14 protein-coding genes are annotated in these 14,169 nt (G+C 74.0%); 6 read left to right on the top strand and 8 right to left on the bottom strand.

Annotated elements, in window-relative coordinates; translation table 11 throughout:
* The first annotated feature begins 160 nt into the window (after positions 1-160).
* Together BLW85_RS31905 and BLW85_RS31900 are read left to right on the top strand one after the other, a co-directional pair.
* Entirely contained in the window at positions 161-1,309 is a 1,149-nt protein-coding gene (locus BLW85_RS31905; protein ID WP_070029542.1) for a uroporphyrinogen-III synthase, read from the top strand.
* On the top strand, positions 1,306-2,046 hold the full coding sequence (locus tag BLW85_RS31900; protein ID WP_074994475.1) for a sirohydrochlorin chelatase: 741 nt from the start codon (positions 1,306-1,308) through the stop codon (positions 2,044-2,046). The genes BLW85_RS31905 and BLW85_RS31900 overlap by 4 nt, the downstream gene beginning before the upstream one ends.
* A 30-nt stretch (positions 2,047-2,076) precedes the next feature.
* On the opposite strand, the gene BLW85_RS31895 is transcribed toward BLW85_RS31900, so the two are convergent.
* Both BLW85_RS31895 and BLW85_RS31890 read right to left on the bottom strand, forming a co-directional pair.
* Positions 2,077-2,598, bottom strand: a complete 522-nt coding sequence (locus tag BLW85_RS31895) for a macro domain-containing protein (protein WP_074994472.1) — start codon at positions 2,596-2,598, stop codon at positions 2,077-2,079.
* Positions 2,599-2,640: 42 nt separating this feature from the next.
* Positions 2,641-4,107, bottom strand: a complete 1,467-nt coding sequence (locus BLW85_RS31890) for an amino acid permease (protein ID WP_070029539.1) — start codon at positions 4,105-4,107, stop codon at positions 2,641-2,643.
* A gap of 313 nt (positions 4,108-4,420) precedes the next feature.
* On the opposite strand from BLW85_RS31890, the gene BLW85_RS31885 reads away from it, so the two are divergent.
* Complete coding sequence (locus BLW85_RS31885) at positions 4,421-5,131, top strand: MerR family transcriptional regulator (RefSeq protein WP_070029538.1); 711 nt, start codon at positions 4,421-4,423, stop codon at positions 5,129-5,131.
* Positions 5,132-5,195: 64 nt separating this feature from the next.
* Here the strand turns inward: BLW85_RS31885 and BLW85_RS31880 are convergent, their stop codons facing one another.
* Genes BLW85_RS31880 through BLW85_RS31870 form a run of 3 tightly spaced genes read right to left on the bottom strand, consistent with a single transcriptional unit; the run spans position 5,196 to position 9,846 of the window.
* The gene (locus BLW85_RS31880) at positions 5,196-7,385 is read right to left on the bottom strand and encodes a 3-hydroxyacyl-CoA dehydrogenase NAD-binding domain-containing protein (RefSeq protein ID WP_074994470.1); all 2,190 of its coding nucleotides are present in this window, start codon (positions 7,383-7,385) and stop codon (positions 5,196-5,198) included.
* A gap of 41 nt (positions 7,386-7,426) precedes the next feature.
* Entirely contained in the window at positions 7,427-8,641 is a 1,215-nt protein-coding gene (locus BLW85_RS31875; protein ID WP_070029536.1) for an acetyl-CoA C-acetyltransferase, read from the bottom strand.
* On the bottom strand, positions 8,638-9,846 hold the full coding sequence (locus BLW85_RS31870) for a CaiB/BaiF CoA transferase family protein (protein WP_079172468.1): 1,209 nt from the start codon (positions 9,844-9,846) through the stop codon (positions 8,638-8,640). The genes BLW85_RS31875 and BLW85_RS31870 overlap by 4 nt, the downstream gene beginning before the upstream one ends.
* A gap of 197 nt (positions 9,847-10,043) precedes the next feature.
* On the opposite strand from BLW85_RS31870, the gene BLW85_RS31865 reads away from it, so the two are divergent.
* Both BLW85_RS31865 and BLW85_RS31860 read left to right on the top strand, forming a co-directional pair.
* On the top strand, positions 10,044-11,222 hold the full coding sequence (locus BLW85_RS31865; protein WP_074994468.1) for a saccharopine dehydrogenase family protein: 1,179 nt from the start codon (positions 10,044-10,046) through the stop codon (positions 11,220-11,222).
* Between the two features lie 152 nt (positions 11,223-11,374).
* Positions 11,375-11,563, top strand: coding sequence for a hypothetical protein (locus BLW85_RS31860; protein ID WP_070029534.1), 189 nt, complete (start codon positions 11,375-11,377; stop codon positions 11,561-11,563).
* On the opposite strand, the gene BLW85_RS31855 is transcribed toward BLW85_RS31860, so the two are convergent.
* Positions 11,527-12,261, bottom strand: a complete 735-nt coding sequence (locus tag BLW85_RS31855) for an endonuclease V (RefSeq protein WP_074994465.1) — start codon at positions 12,259-12,261, stop codon at positions 11,527-11,529. The genes BLW85_RS31860 and BLW85_RS31855 overlap by 37 nt on opposite strands.
* 56 nt (positions 12,262-12,317) lie before the next feature.
* Between BLW85_RS31855 and BLW85_RS31850 the strand changes: the two genes are divergently transcribed.
* Entirely contained in the window at positions 12,318-12,614 is a 297-nt protein-coding gene (locus BLW85_RS31850; protein WP_070029532.1) for a YciI family protein, read from the top strand.
* 23 nt (positions 12,615-12,637) lie between these two features.
* On the opposite strand, the gene BLW85_RS31845 is transcribed toward BLW85_RS31850, so the two are convergent.
* Both BLW85_RS31845 and BLW85_RS31840 read right to left on the bottom strand, forming a co-directional pair.
* The gene (locus BLW85_RS31845; protein ID WP_070029531.1) at positions 12,638-12,976 is read right to left on the bottom strand and encodes a plasmid stabilization protein; all 339 of its coding nucleotides are present in this window, start codon (positions 12,974-12,976) and stop codon (positions 12,638-12,640) included.
* A gap of 57 nt (positions 12,977-13,033) precedes the next feature.
* Positions 13,034-14,140, bottom strand: coding sequence for a WD40/YVTN/BNR-like repeat-containing protein (locus tag BLW85_RS31840; protein WP_074994462.1), 1,107 nt, complete (start codon positions 14,138-14,140; stop codon positions 13,034-13,036).
* Positions 14,141-14,169 lie beyond the last annotated feature (29 nt).

The raw sequence follows: 14,169 nt of genomic DNA, 5'->3' as shown, positions 1-14,169 counted from the left end.
ACCGGGTCGGCCGTGTTGCGCCCGCGGTACGGCCGGCTCACAGCGCCGGCGGTACGGGGTGACGTCCCCGACATCTTCCGTAACCTGCGCGGACGCCCGCTTACGCGGCCGTGACGTGCGGGCAACCGGCTCGCAACGCGGCCGGTCGATGTTGAAGGGCATGGCAACGGGCACCGGCACAGACACCACGGCGGCACGGCGGGGCGGTCCGCTGACCGGCTTCACGGTCGGGGTGACCGCCACGCGCCGCCGCGAGGAGCTCACGGCGCTGCTGGAGCGGCGCGGCGCCCGGGTGGTCGAGGCGCCCATGATGCGCCTGGTCCCGCTCGGCGACGACACCGCGCTGCGCGAGGCCACCGAACGCTGTCTCGCCGGGCCGCTCGACTACGTCGTCGCCACCACCGGGGTGGGCTGGCGCTGCTGGATGAGCGCCGCCGACGGCTGGGGCACCGGCGCGCGGCTCGCCGCCGCCTGCCGCGCGGCGGTGGTGCTCACCCGGGGCCCCAAGGCGACCGGTGCGGTGCGGGCGAGCGGGCTGGACGAGGCGTTCTCGCCGCGTTCGGAGGCCAACGACGAGCTGCTCTCCTGGCTGCTCGCCCGCCCGCTGGCGGGCCGCCGGATCGCCGTGCAGGAGCACGGGGTGCCGCTGGACGGCTTCGCCGCCGCGCTGCGCGAACGCGGGGCCGAGGTGATCGCGGTGCCGGTCTACCGCTGGGGGCCGCCGGACGACCCGGAGGCGGTGCGCCGCCTGGTCGAGCTGACCGTCCGGCGCGAGCTGCACGCCCTGTCCTTCACCAGTGCCCAGGCGATCGAGGCGCTGCTGGCGGGCGCGGACGGCTTCGACCGGCGCGCCGAGGTGCTCGCCGCCCTGCGCGACGACGTGCTCGCGGTGTGCGTGGGGCCGGTGTGCGCGCGGCCGCTGCTGGAACTGGGCATCGAGCCGGTCTGCCCGGAGCGCGGCCGGCTCGGCGCGCTGGTGCGCACCCTCGCCGAGGCGCTGCCGGCCAGGATGCGCAGGGAACTGGTGTACGAGGGGCGCCGGGTGGTGCTCCAGGGCAGCGCGGTGCTCGCCGACGACATGCAGGTCACGCTGCCGCCGGTGCTCGCCGCGGTGCTGCGGGCCCTCGCCGACCGGCCGGGCCACGTGCTCAGCCGCGCAGAGCTGCTGCGCCGCGCCTGGCTGGCGGACCGCGCCGACGAACACGCCGTGGAGGCCGCGATCGCCCGGCTGCGCGCCGCCCTCGGCCCCCACTCCGCGCTGATACGCACGGTGCCCAAACGCGGCTACCGGCTGGCGGTGACGGCATGAGCGGGACACCGGAGCGGACGCGGAAGCAGCTTGGGGAAAGCCCGGTCCTCGTCGCGGTGGGGCACGGCAGCAGGGGCCCGCAGCACGAACGGACGATCGGGCGGCTCGTCGACGCCGTACGGCGCGCGCGGCCCGGGCTGCGCGTCGAGACGGGCTGGCTGGACCTGGTGCGGCCGCCGCTCGCGGAGGTGCTGGCGGGGCTCGACGCCCCGGCGGTCCTGGTGCCGCTGCTGCTCGGCGGGGGTTACCACGTGCGGGTCGACATCCCCGCGGTGCTCGCGGCCGCGCCGGGCGTGCGGGCCCGGGTGGCGCGCGCCCTCGGGCCCCACCCGCTGCTCGCCGAGGCCCTGGGCGACCGGCTGGCGGAGGCGGGCTGGGCCCCGGGCGGCGCCGTGGTGCTGGCCGCGGCCGGGTCGACCGATCCGGGCGCCAACGCGGACACCGCGCGGATGGCCCGGCTGCTGGCGCGGCGGCTCGGCTCCCCGGTGGTGCCGTCGTACCTGTGCGCCGGCGCGCCGACCCCCGCCGAGGCGGTGGCCGAGCTGCGGCGGCGCGGCCACGACAAGGTGGCGGTGGCCCGCTATCTGCTGGCGCCCGGCTTCTTCGGCGGCCGGGCCGCCGCGGCGGGCGGCTGCGTCACCTCACCGCCGCTCGGCGCGCACGAGTCGGTCGCGCGGCTGGTACTGCGCCGCTACGACGACGCGGTCCGCGAGGTCGTGGCGCCCGCGTCGCGCTGAGGCGGCCTCGCGCGGGCAGCACCGCAGCCGTCACCCGCCGACGCCGGCGGGGCCGCCGGCTCCGTTCCCGGCGTGGTCCCCGAGGTCGTACACGGTGACCGCTATGCCCCGGGCGACCAGCCGCCCGGTGACCAGCGGCTCGACACGGGACCAGATGCCACCGGCCAGACCGCAGCCGATGCGGGGCATGTGCACGGACGCACGGAGTTCGAGGGCACGGTCGGCGAGGCCGGCGAGGGCGGTGTCGATCGCCTCGTAGCGCACCGGAACGCCCTTGCCGCCGGTCCTGGTGCCGCGCTGACCGACCATGTTGGCCACCCACGTGCGCGGGCCGACCGGGACGAGCTGGAGCGCGCCCAGCCCGAAGTCGTTGTGCGCGCGGTCGCGGTGCCAGGCGCGGTAGGCCCGCTCGGGCTCCGGCCAGCGGCGGGAGAGGGCGAGGACGAAGCCCTTGCCCCAGCCGCCGATGTCGTTGCAGACATGGGCGATGATCTTCGGGCCCTTGCCCTGCGGGGTGGTGGCGTCACCCCGGACGAAAGTGATCTCCGGCATGACGCCACCGTAGGGGCGGCCACTGACAGTGCCGCCGGACCGCTACTGCACCGGCGCGGAGGGTTCCTGGTCCGCACCGGCGTTCACCCGGCGGCGGACGCCGAACCAGCCGGCGACCAGCATGACCGCGATCACCGGGATGAGCAGCAGGGTCTTGCGGCCGACCTCGTGGTCGTCCCACATCATGCCGAGGCAGACCAGCAGGAAGGCGATGGTGGCGATCTCGGTGACCGGGGAGAACTTCAGCTGGAAGTGCGGCCGGGTCACCAGGCCCGCGCGGGCCCGGCGGACGAAGATCGCGTGGCAGATCATGATGATCACCCACGTGCTGATGATGCCGAGCGAGGCGACGTTCAGCACGATCTCGAAGGCCTGGCTGGGCACCAGGTAGTTCAGGCCGACGCCGAGCACGCAGATGCCGCAGGTCAGCAGGATGCCGCCGTAGGGCACCTGGCTGCGGCTCATCACACGGGTGAACTTGGGCGCGGAGCCCGCCATCGCCATGGAGCGCAGGATGCGGCCGGTGGAGTACAGGCCGGAGTTCAGCGAGGACATGGCGGCGGTGAGCACCACCAGGTTCATCACGTCGCCGGCCGCGGGGACGCCGATCTTGGACAGGACCGTCACGAAGGGGCTCTGGTCGGCGGAGTACACCGAGCCCGGCAGCAGCAGGGCGAGGAGGACGACCGAGCCGACGTAGAACAGGCCGACACGCCACATGATCGAGTTCACGGCGCGCGGGACGACCTTCTCCGGCTGCTCGGTCTCACCGGCGGCGACGCCGACCAGCTCCAGCGCGGCGTACGCGAAGATCACGCCCTGCATGACGAGGACGACCGGCATCATGCCGTGCGGGAAGATCCCGCCGTGGTCGCTGATCAGGCTCAGGCCCGGCGTGTAGCCGTCGACGTGGTGCTGGGTGGCCAGCAGGAAGATGCCGATGAACATGAAGCCCACCAAGGTGGCGACCTTGATGATCGCGAACCAGAACTCCATCTCGCCGAAGATCTTCACCGAGATCAGGTTCACGGTGAGCACCACCGCGAGCGCGATCAGCGCCAGCACCCACTGCGGGATGGGCGTGAAGAAGCTCCAGTAGTGCGTGTACAGCGCGATGGCGGTGATGTCGGCGATGCCGGTGGTCGACCAGTTCAGGAAGTACATCCAGCCGGCGACGTAGGCGCCCTTCTCGCCGAGGAACTCGCGCGCGTAGCTCACGAAGGAGCCGGAGGAGGGCCGGTACAGGACCAGCTCGCCCAGGGCGCGCACGACGAAGAAGGCGAAGATGCCGCAGACCAGATAGGCCAGGGCGAGCGCCGGGCCCGCGTTGTGCAGACGGCCTCCGGCGCCGAGGAAGAGCCCCGTGCCGATGGCGCCGCCGATGGCGATCATGTTGACGTGGCGGGCCTTGAGGTCCTTGCTGTAACCGGCGTCGCCCGCGTCCGAGGGCGTCTGGGCCGCCCCGGTGCGGGCGGCGGCCTGTGCCGAATCCACGGCGTCCTTGCTCACGGGTGGTACCACTTCCTGGTGCGCCCGGACCGCGAGGTTCCGGGGGTCGTGCAGGGCTTGGCCCGCACCACCCCGATGAGTCGCGGTACAGACCAAGCCAGCAGCTTGGCAGACGGTTCCCGCATTTGGCGGTGGTCCACGTCACAGAGCGTTACTTCTCACATGATCCGCCCAGCGTCCACATGATGTTCACCACACCGTGCCTGCGGACAAGGTGACCGGATACCGGTGCGGGTGCCCGGTCCGCGCGGCCGGCCGCCGGTCGTCCGCCGACGGGTTTCACAGCACTGGTGTGACAGCGATACTGCTGCGCATGACGACCGATGCCGGGGAGATGAGCCTCACCGTCGACGAGCTGGCCGCACGGGCGGGGGTGACGGTGCGGACCGTGCGCTTCTACGGGAGCAAGGGACTGCTGCCGCCGCCGGAGATCGGGCCGCGCCGGGTGGGGCGGTACGGGGCCGGGCACGTGGCGCGGCTGGCGCTCATCGAGGAGTTGCAGCGCCAGGGGATGACGCTGGCGGCGATCGAGCGGTACCTGCGGCAGCTGCCGTCCGACCTGTCCCCGCACGACCTGGCGATCCACCGGGCGGTGGTCGCGTCCTGGGCGCCGGACGCCGTGGAGACGCTCTCCCTCGCCGAGCTGGAGCGGCGGGCGGGGCGGGCGCTGTCCGAGCGGGACATGGAGCGCCTGGGGGCGCTGGGCGTCCTCGCGGCGGACGACGAGGCGGAGGCCTTCCGCGTCGACTCCGGCCTGCTGCGGCTCGGGCTGGAGCTGCTGGACGTGCCGCTGTCGCAGGAGGTGATCCTCGCGGCGCGCGGGGTGCTGACGGAGCACTCGCGCGCCGCGGCCCGTGAACTCGCCCGGCTCTTCCGCGGCGAGGTGGCCGAGCGAGACACCCGCGATGTGCGGGACCTGTCGGCTCACATGCACCCGCTGGTGGTGCAGGCGCTGCTGACGACCTTCCAGCGCACGCTGCGCGAAGAACTGAGCGAGTGGATCAAGGGATCGGGAGCGGGCTGAGCCCGTGATGCGCTCGCCCCGCTCCCTGATCCGGCCCGATCCGGCCTGATCCGAACGGAAGACCCTAGTCCGTGAAGCGCTCGCCCCGCTCCGCCTTCTCGACCAGCAGCGCGGGCGGGGTGAAGCGGTCGCCGTAGCGCTCGGCGAGTTCGCGGGCGCGGGCCACGAAGGCGGGCAGGCCGACGCCTGCCCCGGCGCCGCCGTCGTAGCCGTTGATGTACTGGAGCACCCCGCCGGTCCAGCCGGGGAAGCCGATGCCGAGGATGGAGCCGATGTTGGCGTCGGCCACGGAGGTCAGCACCCCCTCCTCCAGCAGGCGCACGGTGTCCAGCGCCTCGGCGAAGAGCATGCGCTCCTGCATGTCCCGGAACGGGATCTCGTGCCCGGGCCGGGTGAAGTGCTCGCGCAGGCCCGGCCAGAGCCCGGCGCGCCTGCCGTCCTCGGTGTAGTCGTAGAACCCGGCGCCGCCGCTGCGGCCGGGGCGCCCGAACTCGTCGATCATGCGGTCGATGACGGCCTCGGCCGGGTGCGCGACCCAGGTGCCGCCGGCCTCCTCGACGGCCCGCTTGGTCTCGCTGCGGATCTTGCGCGGCAGGGTGAGGGTCAGCTCGTCCATCAGGGAGAGGACCTTGGCCGGGTAGCCGGCCTGGGCGGCGGCCTGTTCCACGGAGGCGGGCTCGATGCCCTCGCCGACCATGGCGACGCCCTCGTTGATGAAGTGGCCGATCACCCGGGAGGTGAAGAAGCCGCGCGAGTCGTTGACGACGATCGGGGTCTTGTTGATCTGCCGGACGAGGTCGAAGGCGCGGGCGAGGGCCTCGTCGCCGGTACGCTCGCCCTTGATGATCTCGACGAGCGGCATCTTGTCGACCGGCGAGAAGAAGTGCAGTCCGATGAAGTCGGCCTGGCGCTGCACGCCCTCGGCGAGGGTGGTGATGGGCAGCGTGGAGGTGTTGGAGCACAGGAGCGCGTCGGGCGCCACGACCGACTCGATCTCCTGGAAGACCTTGTGCTTGAGCGCGGTGTCCTCGAAGACCGCCTCGATCACCGCGTCGCAGCCCGCGAGGTCGGCGGCGTCGGCGGTGGGGGTGATCCGGGCGAGCAGCGCGTCCGCCTTCTCCTGGCTGGTGCGGCCCTTGGCGACGGCCTTGGCGCACAGCTTCTCGGAGTAGCCCTTGCCCTTGAGCGCGGCCTCCAGGGAGACGTCCTTGAGGACGACCTCGATGCCTGCGCGGGCGCAGGAGTAGGCGATGCCGGCGCCCATCATGCCCGCGCCGAGCACCGCGACCTTGCGGACCTGGCGGGGCTCGACGCCCTTGGGCCGGTTGGCGCCGGAGTTGACCGCCTGGAGGTCGAAGAAGAACGCCTGGATCATGTTCTTGGCGGTCTGCCCGGTGACCAGCTCGGTGAAGTAGCGGGTCTCGATGGTGCTCGCGGTCTCGAAGTCGACCTGGGCGCCCTCGACGGCCGCGGCCATGATGCTGCGCGGCGCCGGGTAGGGGGCGCCGCCCGTCTGCTTGCGCAGGTTGGCCGGGAAGGCGGGCAGGTTGGCGGCGAACTTCGGGTTGGCCGGCGTGCCACCCGGGATCCGGTGGCCGGGGACGTCCCAGGGCTGCCGGGACTCGGGGTGGGCGTCGATGAAGGCGCGGGCCTTGGCCAGCATCTCCTCGCGGGTCTCGGCCACCTCGTGGACCAGGCCGTTCTCCAGGGCGCGCCGCGGGTTGTACTGGGTGCCCTGGAGCAGCACCTTCAGCAGCGCGTCGGTGATGCCCATCAAGCGCACGGTGCGGGTGACGCCGCCGCCCGCGGGCAGCAGGCCGAGGGTGACCTCGGGCAGGCCGATCCTGGAGCCGGGGGCGTCCAGCGCGATGCGGTGGTGGGAGGCGAGCGCGATCTCGTAACCGCCGCCCAGGGCCGCGCCGTTGATGGCGGCGACGACCGGCTTGCCGAGGGTCTCGATGCGGCGCAGCGCGGTCTTGATCTCGGTCGCGGCGTCGAAGACGTCCTGGGCGTCCCGCGGACCGGCCTTGATCATGTCCTTGAGGTCGCCGCCGGCGAAGAAGGTCTTCTTGGCGGAGGTGTAGACGATGCCCCGGATGGAGTCCTTCTCGGCCTCCGCGCGTGCGGCGATCGCCGTGATGGAGGCCCGGAAGGCCTGGTTCATGGTGTTCGCGGACTGGTCGGGGTCGTCCAGGACCAGGGTCACGACACCGGTGTCGTCCTGCTCCCAGCGGATGGTGGTGCTCTCGGTCATGTGAGTCGTCTCCGTTGAAGTGGCTTGTTTCCGCGGGGAGTTCAGATGCGCTCGATGATGGTGGCGATGCCCATGCCGCCGCCCACGCACAGGGTGGCGAGGCCGTAGCGCTTGTCCTGGCGCTCCAGTTCGTCCACGAGGGTGCCGAGGATCATGGCGCCGGTCGCGCCGAGCGGGTGGCCCAGCGCGATGGCGCCGCCGTTGACGTTGACCTTGTCCAGCGAGATGCCCATGTCCTTGACGAAGCGCAGCACGACGGCGGCGAACGCCTCGTTGATCTCGACCAGGTCGATGTCGTCGATGGTCAGGCCCGCCTTGGCGAGGGCCTTTCGGGTGGCGGGGGCCGGGCCGGTGAGCATGATGGTGGGCTCGGAGCCGGAGACGGCGGCGGAGACGATCCGGGCGCGCGGGGTGAGGCCGTAGCGCTCGCCGACCTCCTTGGAGCCGATCGCGACCAGCGAGGCGCCGTCCACGATGCCCGAGGAGTTGCCCGCGTGGTGGACGTGGTCGATCTTCTCCACCCAGTGGTACTTCTGGAGCGCCACGGCGTCGAAGCCGCCGAGTTCGCCGATGTCCGCGAAGGACGGCTTGAGCCCCGCGAGGGAGTCGGCGGTGGTGCCGGGGCGCGGGTGCTCGTCGTGGTCGAGGACGACCAGTCCGGCGCGGTCCTTGACGGGGACGACCGAGCGGGCGAAGCGGCCCTCCTTCCAGGCGGTGGCGGCGCGCTCCTGGGACAGGGCCGCGTACTCGTCCACGTCCCGCCGGCTGAAGCCCTCGATGGTGGCGATCAGGTCGGCGCCGATGCCCTGGGGCACGAAGTTGACGGCCAGGTTGGTCATCGGGTCGTTGAACCAGGCGCCGCCGTCGGAGGCCATCGGCACCCGTGACATGGACTCCACGCCGCCCGCGAGGACCAGGTCCTCCCAGCCGGAGCGGACCTTGGCGGCGGCCAGGTTGACGGCTTCGAGACCCGAGGCGCAGAAGCGGTTCTCCTGGACGCCCGCCACGGTGTCCGGCAGCCCGGCGGCGATGGCGGCGATCCGGGCGATGTCGGAGCCCTGGTCGCCGACCGGGCCGACGACGCCGAGCACGATGTCGTCGACGGCGGCCGGGTCCAGGTCCGGGAAGCGGTCGCGGATCTCGTGGATGAGGCCGACGACCAGGTCGATGGGCTTGGTGCCGTGCAGGGCGCCGTTCGCCTTGCCGCGGCCGCGCGGGGTGCGGATCGCGTCGTACACGTACGCTTCGGTGCTCACTGGTGTGCCTTTCGGGAGGGTCGGCCGAGCGGGGTTCGGTGGTCGTCGGGTCGGTGGGCCCGGTCGTCGGCCGGGGCGGGCCCGTCGCCGTCGGCGAGTGCGGGCACGTCCCAGTCGCGGGCCACCGCCTCGGTGTCGGCGCCGGGCAGCGCCGGGCCGGTGCGGACGGCGGCGGGGGTGGCTAAGAAGCGGGGGGCGGGGGCCGGCTGGGTGAGGCCCGCGTGCTCGGTGAAGGTGCCGCGGGCGGCCAGGTGCGGGTGGTGCGGGGCCTCGCGCAGTGAGAGTACGGGGGCCACGCAGGCGTCGGTGCCCTCGAACACGGCGGTCCACTCCGCCCGGGTGCGGGCGCGGAAGCGGTCGGCGATCCGGGCCCGCAGTTCGTCCCAGCGGCTGAGGTCGCCGCGCGCGTCCAGCAAGTCCGCCAGGTCCAGCAGGCGCAGGAACTGCTCGGAGAACCGGTCCTCCAGGGCGCCGACGGCCATGTGTCCGCCGTCAGCGGTCTCGTAGGTGCCGTAGTAGGGGCAGCCGCCGTCGAGGAGGTTGGCGCCGCGCCGGTCCTGCCAGGCGCCGGCGGAGAGCATGCCGTGGATCATCGCGGACAGGTGGGCGGTGCCGTCCACGATGGCGGCGTCCACGACCTGGCCGGTGCCGGTGGCGCGCGCGTGGTGCAGCGCGGCGAGGACGCCGACGACCAGGTAGAGCGAGCCGCCCGCGTAGTCGCCGAGGAGGTTGGCGGGCACGGCCGGGGGTTCGCCGGGGCGGCCGATCAGGCCGAGGGCGCCGGTGACGGCGATGTACGACACGTCGTGGCCCGCGCGCTCGGCGAGGGGGCCGTCCTGGCCCCAGCCGGTCATCCGGCCGTACACCAGGCGGGGGTTGCGGGCGTGGCACTCGGCCGGGCCGACCCCGAGGCGTTCGGCGACGCCCGGGCGGTAGCCCTCGACGAGGACGTCGGCGCGCTCGGCGAGGTCCAGGACGCGGGCGGCTCCGTCCGGGGACTTGAGGTCGAGCACCACCGAGCGCTTGTTGCGGTTGGTGACGTCGTGAGCGGGGTCGATGCCGAGGCCGGGGCCGCCGGGGCGGTCCACGCGGACCACGTCGGCGCCGAGGTCGGCCAGCAGCATGGCGGCGAACGGGCCCGGCCCGATGCCGGCCAGTTCGACCACGCGCACGCCGTGGAGCGGGCCCCGCGCTGCGGTGCTCATGCCGTCCCCCAAGTGTGTGACACAACTGATGTAACACCGGTGATGCTAGGAACGCGTTCCATCCGGCACAAGACCTGAACGAGCAAGCGCTTAGCCAAGTGCCCGTCCGGCCGGGGTCACCCGGTCCGGGGAGCGCACGGATCTCACGCTAGCCTCGGCCGCCGACGGCGGCGCGGGCTGCACGACCAAGGGGTGGCATGAACGGACTGCACAGCACGGAACGTCCCTATGACCTGGTGCTCTACGGTGCCACCGGCTTCGTCGGCGCCCTGACCGCGCGGTATCTCGCCGCGCACGCGCCGAAGGAACTGCGCTGGGCGGTGGCCGGCCGCGACGAGGCCCGGCTGCGGCGGCTGCGCGAGGAGCTGCCCGGCGGCGCGGACATCGGTGTGCTGCGCGCCGACGCGTCCGACCCGGCGGCCGTGCGCGAGCTGGCCGGGCGGGCGCGGGTGGTGGCCACGACCGTGGGCCCCTACCTGCGGTACGGCGAGGAACTGGTGGCCGCCTGCGCGGACGCCGGGACCGACTACCTGGACCTCACCGGCGAGCCGGAGTTCGTGGACCTGATGTACGTGCGGCACGACGCCCGCGCGCGGGAGACCGGCGCGCGGCTGGTGCACGCCTGCGGCTTCGACTCCGTACCCCATGACCTCGGCGCGTACTTCACGGTGCGGCAGCTGCCCGAGGGCGTGCCGCTGCGGGTGGACGGCTATGTGACGGCCGACGCGGCCTTCTCCGGCGGCACCCTGGCCTCGGCGCTCGACCAGTTCGCGCGGGGACGGCAGTTGCTCGCCGCCGCGCGCGAACGGGCCCGGCACGAGCCCCGGTTGCCCGGGCGCCGGGTGAGCGCGCCGACCGGGGCGCCGCGGTTCGCCCCGGAGGTCGGCGCGTGGGCGGTGCCGCTGCCCACCGTCGACCCGCGGATCGTGAGCCGTTCGGCGCGGGCCCTGGAGCGCTACGGCCCCGACTTCCGCTACCGGCACTTCGCCGCCGTCCGGCATCTGCCGGTCGCCCTCGGCGGGGTCGCCGCCGTCGGCGCGCTCGCGGCGGCCTCCCAGCTTCCGCCCGCCCGCCGCTGGTTGTCGGACCGGCTGCGGCCGGGCGAGGGGCCGAGCGCGGAGAAGCGGGCGAAGAGCTGGTTCAGAGTGCGCTTCGTCGGCGAGGGCGGCGGGCGCCGCGTCCTGACCGAGGTGGCGGGCGGCGACCCCGGCTACGACGAGACCGCCAAGATGTTCGCCGAGGCGGCGCTGTGCCTCGTCTTCGACGACCTCCCGCCGACGTCCGGCCAGGTGACCACGGCGCAGGCGATGGGCGACGCGCTCACCGGGCGGCTGCGGGCCGCGGGGATCGGGTTCCGGGTGGTGGCGCGGCGGTAGCCGGCCGGCCCGCCCGGCACCTCTCCCCTGGTTTGAGACTTCCGGCCCGTCCAGGGCGTGCCCTGCGGGCCCGTCGCCGCAGAAGTCTCACCGGGCACGTCAATGAGACGATTGAGACCCAGGCCGGTGGAGCCCAAGGAGGCGCGGGAACCGTGAAGTTCGTGCTCGAAGTGACCGTGGACGAGAACGCCCCGGCGCCGGAGCGGGCCGCCGAGCTGGGGCGGATCCTGCGCTACTGGGGCGGCAATCTGCACCACTACGCGCTGGAGCCGGGCGACGGCTCGGCCGTGTACGACTCCGGGTATCAGGAGGTCGGCGCCTGGCGGGTCACGGCGTCCTGAGCGGCCGGACGGGTTGTCGCCTCCCGCAGGGCCCGGCGGCACAGGGCGTCGGCGCGCCGGGTGGTCTCCGGGAGGCGGTAGGCCGGGGTGAGGGCCAGGGTGTGCGCCACCGCGTTGTCCAGGCTCACCCGGTGGCCGACCGAGACGAAGACCGGCTTGACGCGGTCCCGGGTGCGCAGGGCCCGGCCGACCTCCTCGGCGCCGGCGAGCAGCGGCGCCGAGCTGCCCCGGGCGGGGGCGGGGTCCTCGTAGGTGAAGGTGAACGGGTTCTTGGCGACGCCGATGGTGGGAAGACCCGTGAGCACGCCGAGGTGGCTCGCCAGGCCGAAGCGGCGCGGATGGGCCAGCCCGTAGCCGTCGCACACCACCAGCCCGGGCGGGCACGGCAGGGCGTCGAGGGCGGCCAGCACCGTGGGGATCTCCCGGAAGGCGAGCAGTCCGGGCACATAGGGGAAGGACACCGGGCCGACGGCGGTGGCCTCGGCCACCACCTCCAGGGTGGCCGCGTCCAGGACGACGGCCGCCGCGGCGACCAGGTCGCGCTCGTCGTCGTAGGCCACGTCGACCCCGGTCACCCGGCCGCTGCCGGGCGGCGGCCCCGGCTCGTCCAGCACCACCCGGTCCCGCAGCTCGTCCTGGACCGCGCGGGCCTCCTCCTCGGTCGCGGGCCGGCCCGCCGGTATGCCTGGGGTCGTCATGACGGCCGACTCTAACGCCTGTCACCGGGGGCGGCCGCCGGGGTAGGCTCGCGATCATGTTCGTACTGGAACTGACCTACACCAAGCCCCTCGACGCCGTGGACGCCCTGCTCGCCGAGCACGTGGCGTGGCTGGAGGAGCAGTACGAGAAGGGCGTCTTCCTGGCCTCGGGCCGCAAGGAGCCGCGCGACGGCGGGGTGATCCTGGCCGTGGCCGAGGACCGCGCCCGCGTCGAGGAGGTGGTGGCGAGCGACCCGTTCACCCTGGGCGGCGTGTGCACGTACCGGGTGACCGAGTTCATCGCCACCAAGACCGCCCCCGAACTGGCCCGGTACCGGCAGACCCTCGGCTGAGCCGCCCTTCCCGGCTCCCGGCGTCAGCCCTTCTTGGACTTCAGCGCGCGCTGCAGCTCGTCCTTGTTCATGTGCGAGCGGCCCTCGATGCCGCGCTGCCTGGCCTCGTTGTACAGCTGGTCGCGGGTCGGGCCGTGCGAGCCGACCCGGTTGCCCGACCGCTGGCCGCCGCGCCTGCCGGACGACATGTCCTGCGTCGACGTGCGGCTGGCGGTCTTCGACTCGCCGGCGCGGGCGCGTTCCTTGTTGACGGTCCGTGCGGCGATCTCCTTCGCGCGTCCCTCGCTCTCGCCCCGGTCCTGCGCGCTCTCCTTGATGTGCTCGTACTGGCGTTCGCGCTTGGGGCTGGAACCGGCTGGCATGATCGCTCCTTTCCGCTGTGACGCCGCCACGAGTACCCGGCTCGCGGTGCGCCTACCTCACCGTTCCAGCCGGGCCACCCTGCCCTGCTCGCCGGCCGCCCAGCAGCCGAGGTCGGGGGTGCAGGACACGGTGTCGTACGAGCCGGTGTCGATGGTGCGCCAGGTCCGGCCGCCGTCGGTGGTCAGATCGGTGCCGGTGGGGCCCACGGCGAGCGCGGCCGAGCGGCTGTGCGGAAGCCAGGCGACCGCGGAGCGGTAGCCGGGCGGGGGCGTGGCGGCGGGCTGCCAGCTGCGGCCGCCGTCGGCGGTGACGGCGGCGGCGCGGGGCGAGGGCTGGTCCGCGCGGTAGTCGCCGCCGACCGCGAGGCCGTGGGCGCGGTCACGGAACGCGAGGGCGAAGACGCCGCGGGCCGGATCGCCGGCCGGGACCGGGGTGTCGGCGGCGGTCCAGGTCAGGCCCCGGTCGGCGGAGTGCAGGACGCGGGCGCGGGCGCCGCCGCCGGTGGCCGCCCAGGCGTCCCTGGTGCCGGAGGTGACCAGGCACTGCCCGCTCGCCGCGAAGCCCGCCTCGCCGTCCAGGGCGGGCGGCATGCCGGACGCGGGCAGCAGCCGCCAGGAGCGGCCGCCGTCGTCGGTGGCGAGGACGCGGAACCTGCCGTCCACCGGGTCGCCCAGCGCCAGGCCGTGGCGGCGGTCGAAGAAGGCGAGGCAGTCGTAGAACGCGTTCGGGTCGGTGTTGCGGAAGGACTCGGTCCAGGTCGCCCCGCCGTCGTCGGTGCGGTACACCCGGGACGCCTCGCCCTCGCCGATGGCCAGCACCACCGCGTGCCGGGCGTCGAAGGCCTCGACGTCCCGGAACTCCAGGCCGGCCGCGCCGGGCGGGGAGACGTCACGCCAGGTCGAGCCGCCGTTCCGGGTGAGCAGGACGGTGCCCGCGGTGCCGGCCAGCCAGGCGGTGCGCCGGTCCACGGCGGCGAGGCCCCGGAAGCGCACCCGCGGGGTGCCGGGGTCCTTCACAGCCCAGTGCACGCCCTGCCGTCCCGGCTGTCCGAGCGCCTGCGCCGAGGGGACGGTCAGCGCGGCGAGCGCCGCCCCGCACGCGACTCCCGCCGCCACCAGCCTGCCCGTGCGTCGCGTCCGTCCCGTGCCCCGCGTGCTCCCCATGCGCCTCATGGCGGGCGAAGCTAGCCGAC

The organism is Streptomyces misionensis, assembly GCF_900104815.1.
Taxonomy (GTDB): domain Bacteria; phylum Actinomycetota; class Actinomycetes; order Streptomycetales; family Streptomycetaceae; genus Streptomyces; species Streptomyces misionensis.
This window is presented reverse-complemented; position numbering and strand designations above follow the sequence as displayed.

Bases quoted from the DNA above. Each gene is read 5' to 3' on its own strand.
- BLW85_RS31905 (WP_070029542.1), top strand. From the start codon at position 161: ATGGCAACGGGCACCGGCACAGACACCACGGCGGCACGGCGGGGCGGT.
- BLW85_RS31900 (WP_074994475.1), top strand. From the start codon at position 1,306: ATGAGCGGGACACCGGAGCGGACGCGGAAGCAGCTTGGGGAAAGCCCG.
- BLW85_RS31895 (WP_074994472.1), bottom strand. From the start codon at position 2,598: ATGCCGGAGATCACTTTCGTCCGGGGTGACGCCACCACCCCGCAGGGC.
- BLW85_RS31885 (WP_070029538.1), top strand. From the start codon at position 4,421: ATGACGACCGATGCCGGGGAGATGAGCCTCACCGTCGACGAGCTGGCC.
- BLW85_RS31880 (WP_074994470.1), bottom strand. From the start codon at position 7,385: ATGACCGAGAGCACCACCATCCGCTGGGAGCAGGACGACACCGGTGTC.
- BLW85_RS31870 (WP_079172468.1), bottom strand. From the start codon at position 9,846: ATGAGCACCGCAGCGCGGGGCCCGCTCCACGGCGTGCGCGTGGTCGAA.
- BLW85_RS31865 (WP_074994468.1), top strand. From the start codon at position 10,044: ATGAACGGACTGCACAGCACGGAACGTCCCTATGACCTGGTGCTCTAC.
- BLW85_RS31855 (WP_074994465.1), bottom strand. From the start codon at position 12,261: ATGACGACCCCAGGCATACCGGCGGGCCGGCCCGCGACCGAGGAGGAG.
- BLW85_RS31850 (WP_070029532.1), top strand. From the start codon at position 12,318: ATGTTCGTACTGGAACTGACCTACACCAAGCCCCTCGACGCCGTGGAC.
- BLW85_RS31845 (WP_070029531.1), bottom strand. From the start codon at position 12,976: ATGCCAGCCGGTTCCAGCCCCAAGCGCGAACGCCAGTACGAGCACATC.
- BLW85_RS31840 (WP_074994462.1), bottom strand. From the start codon at position 14,140: ATGGGGAGCACGCGGGGCACGGGACGGACGCGACGCACGGGCAGGCTG.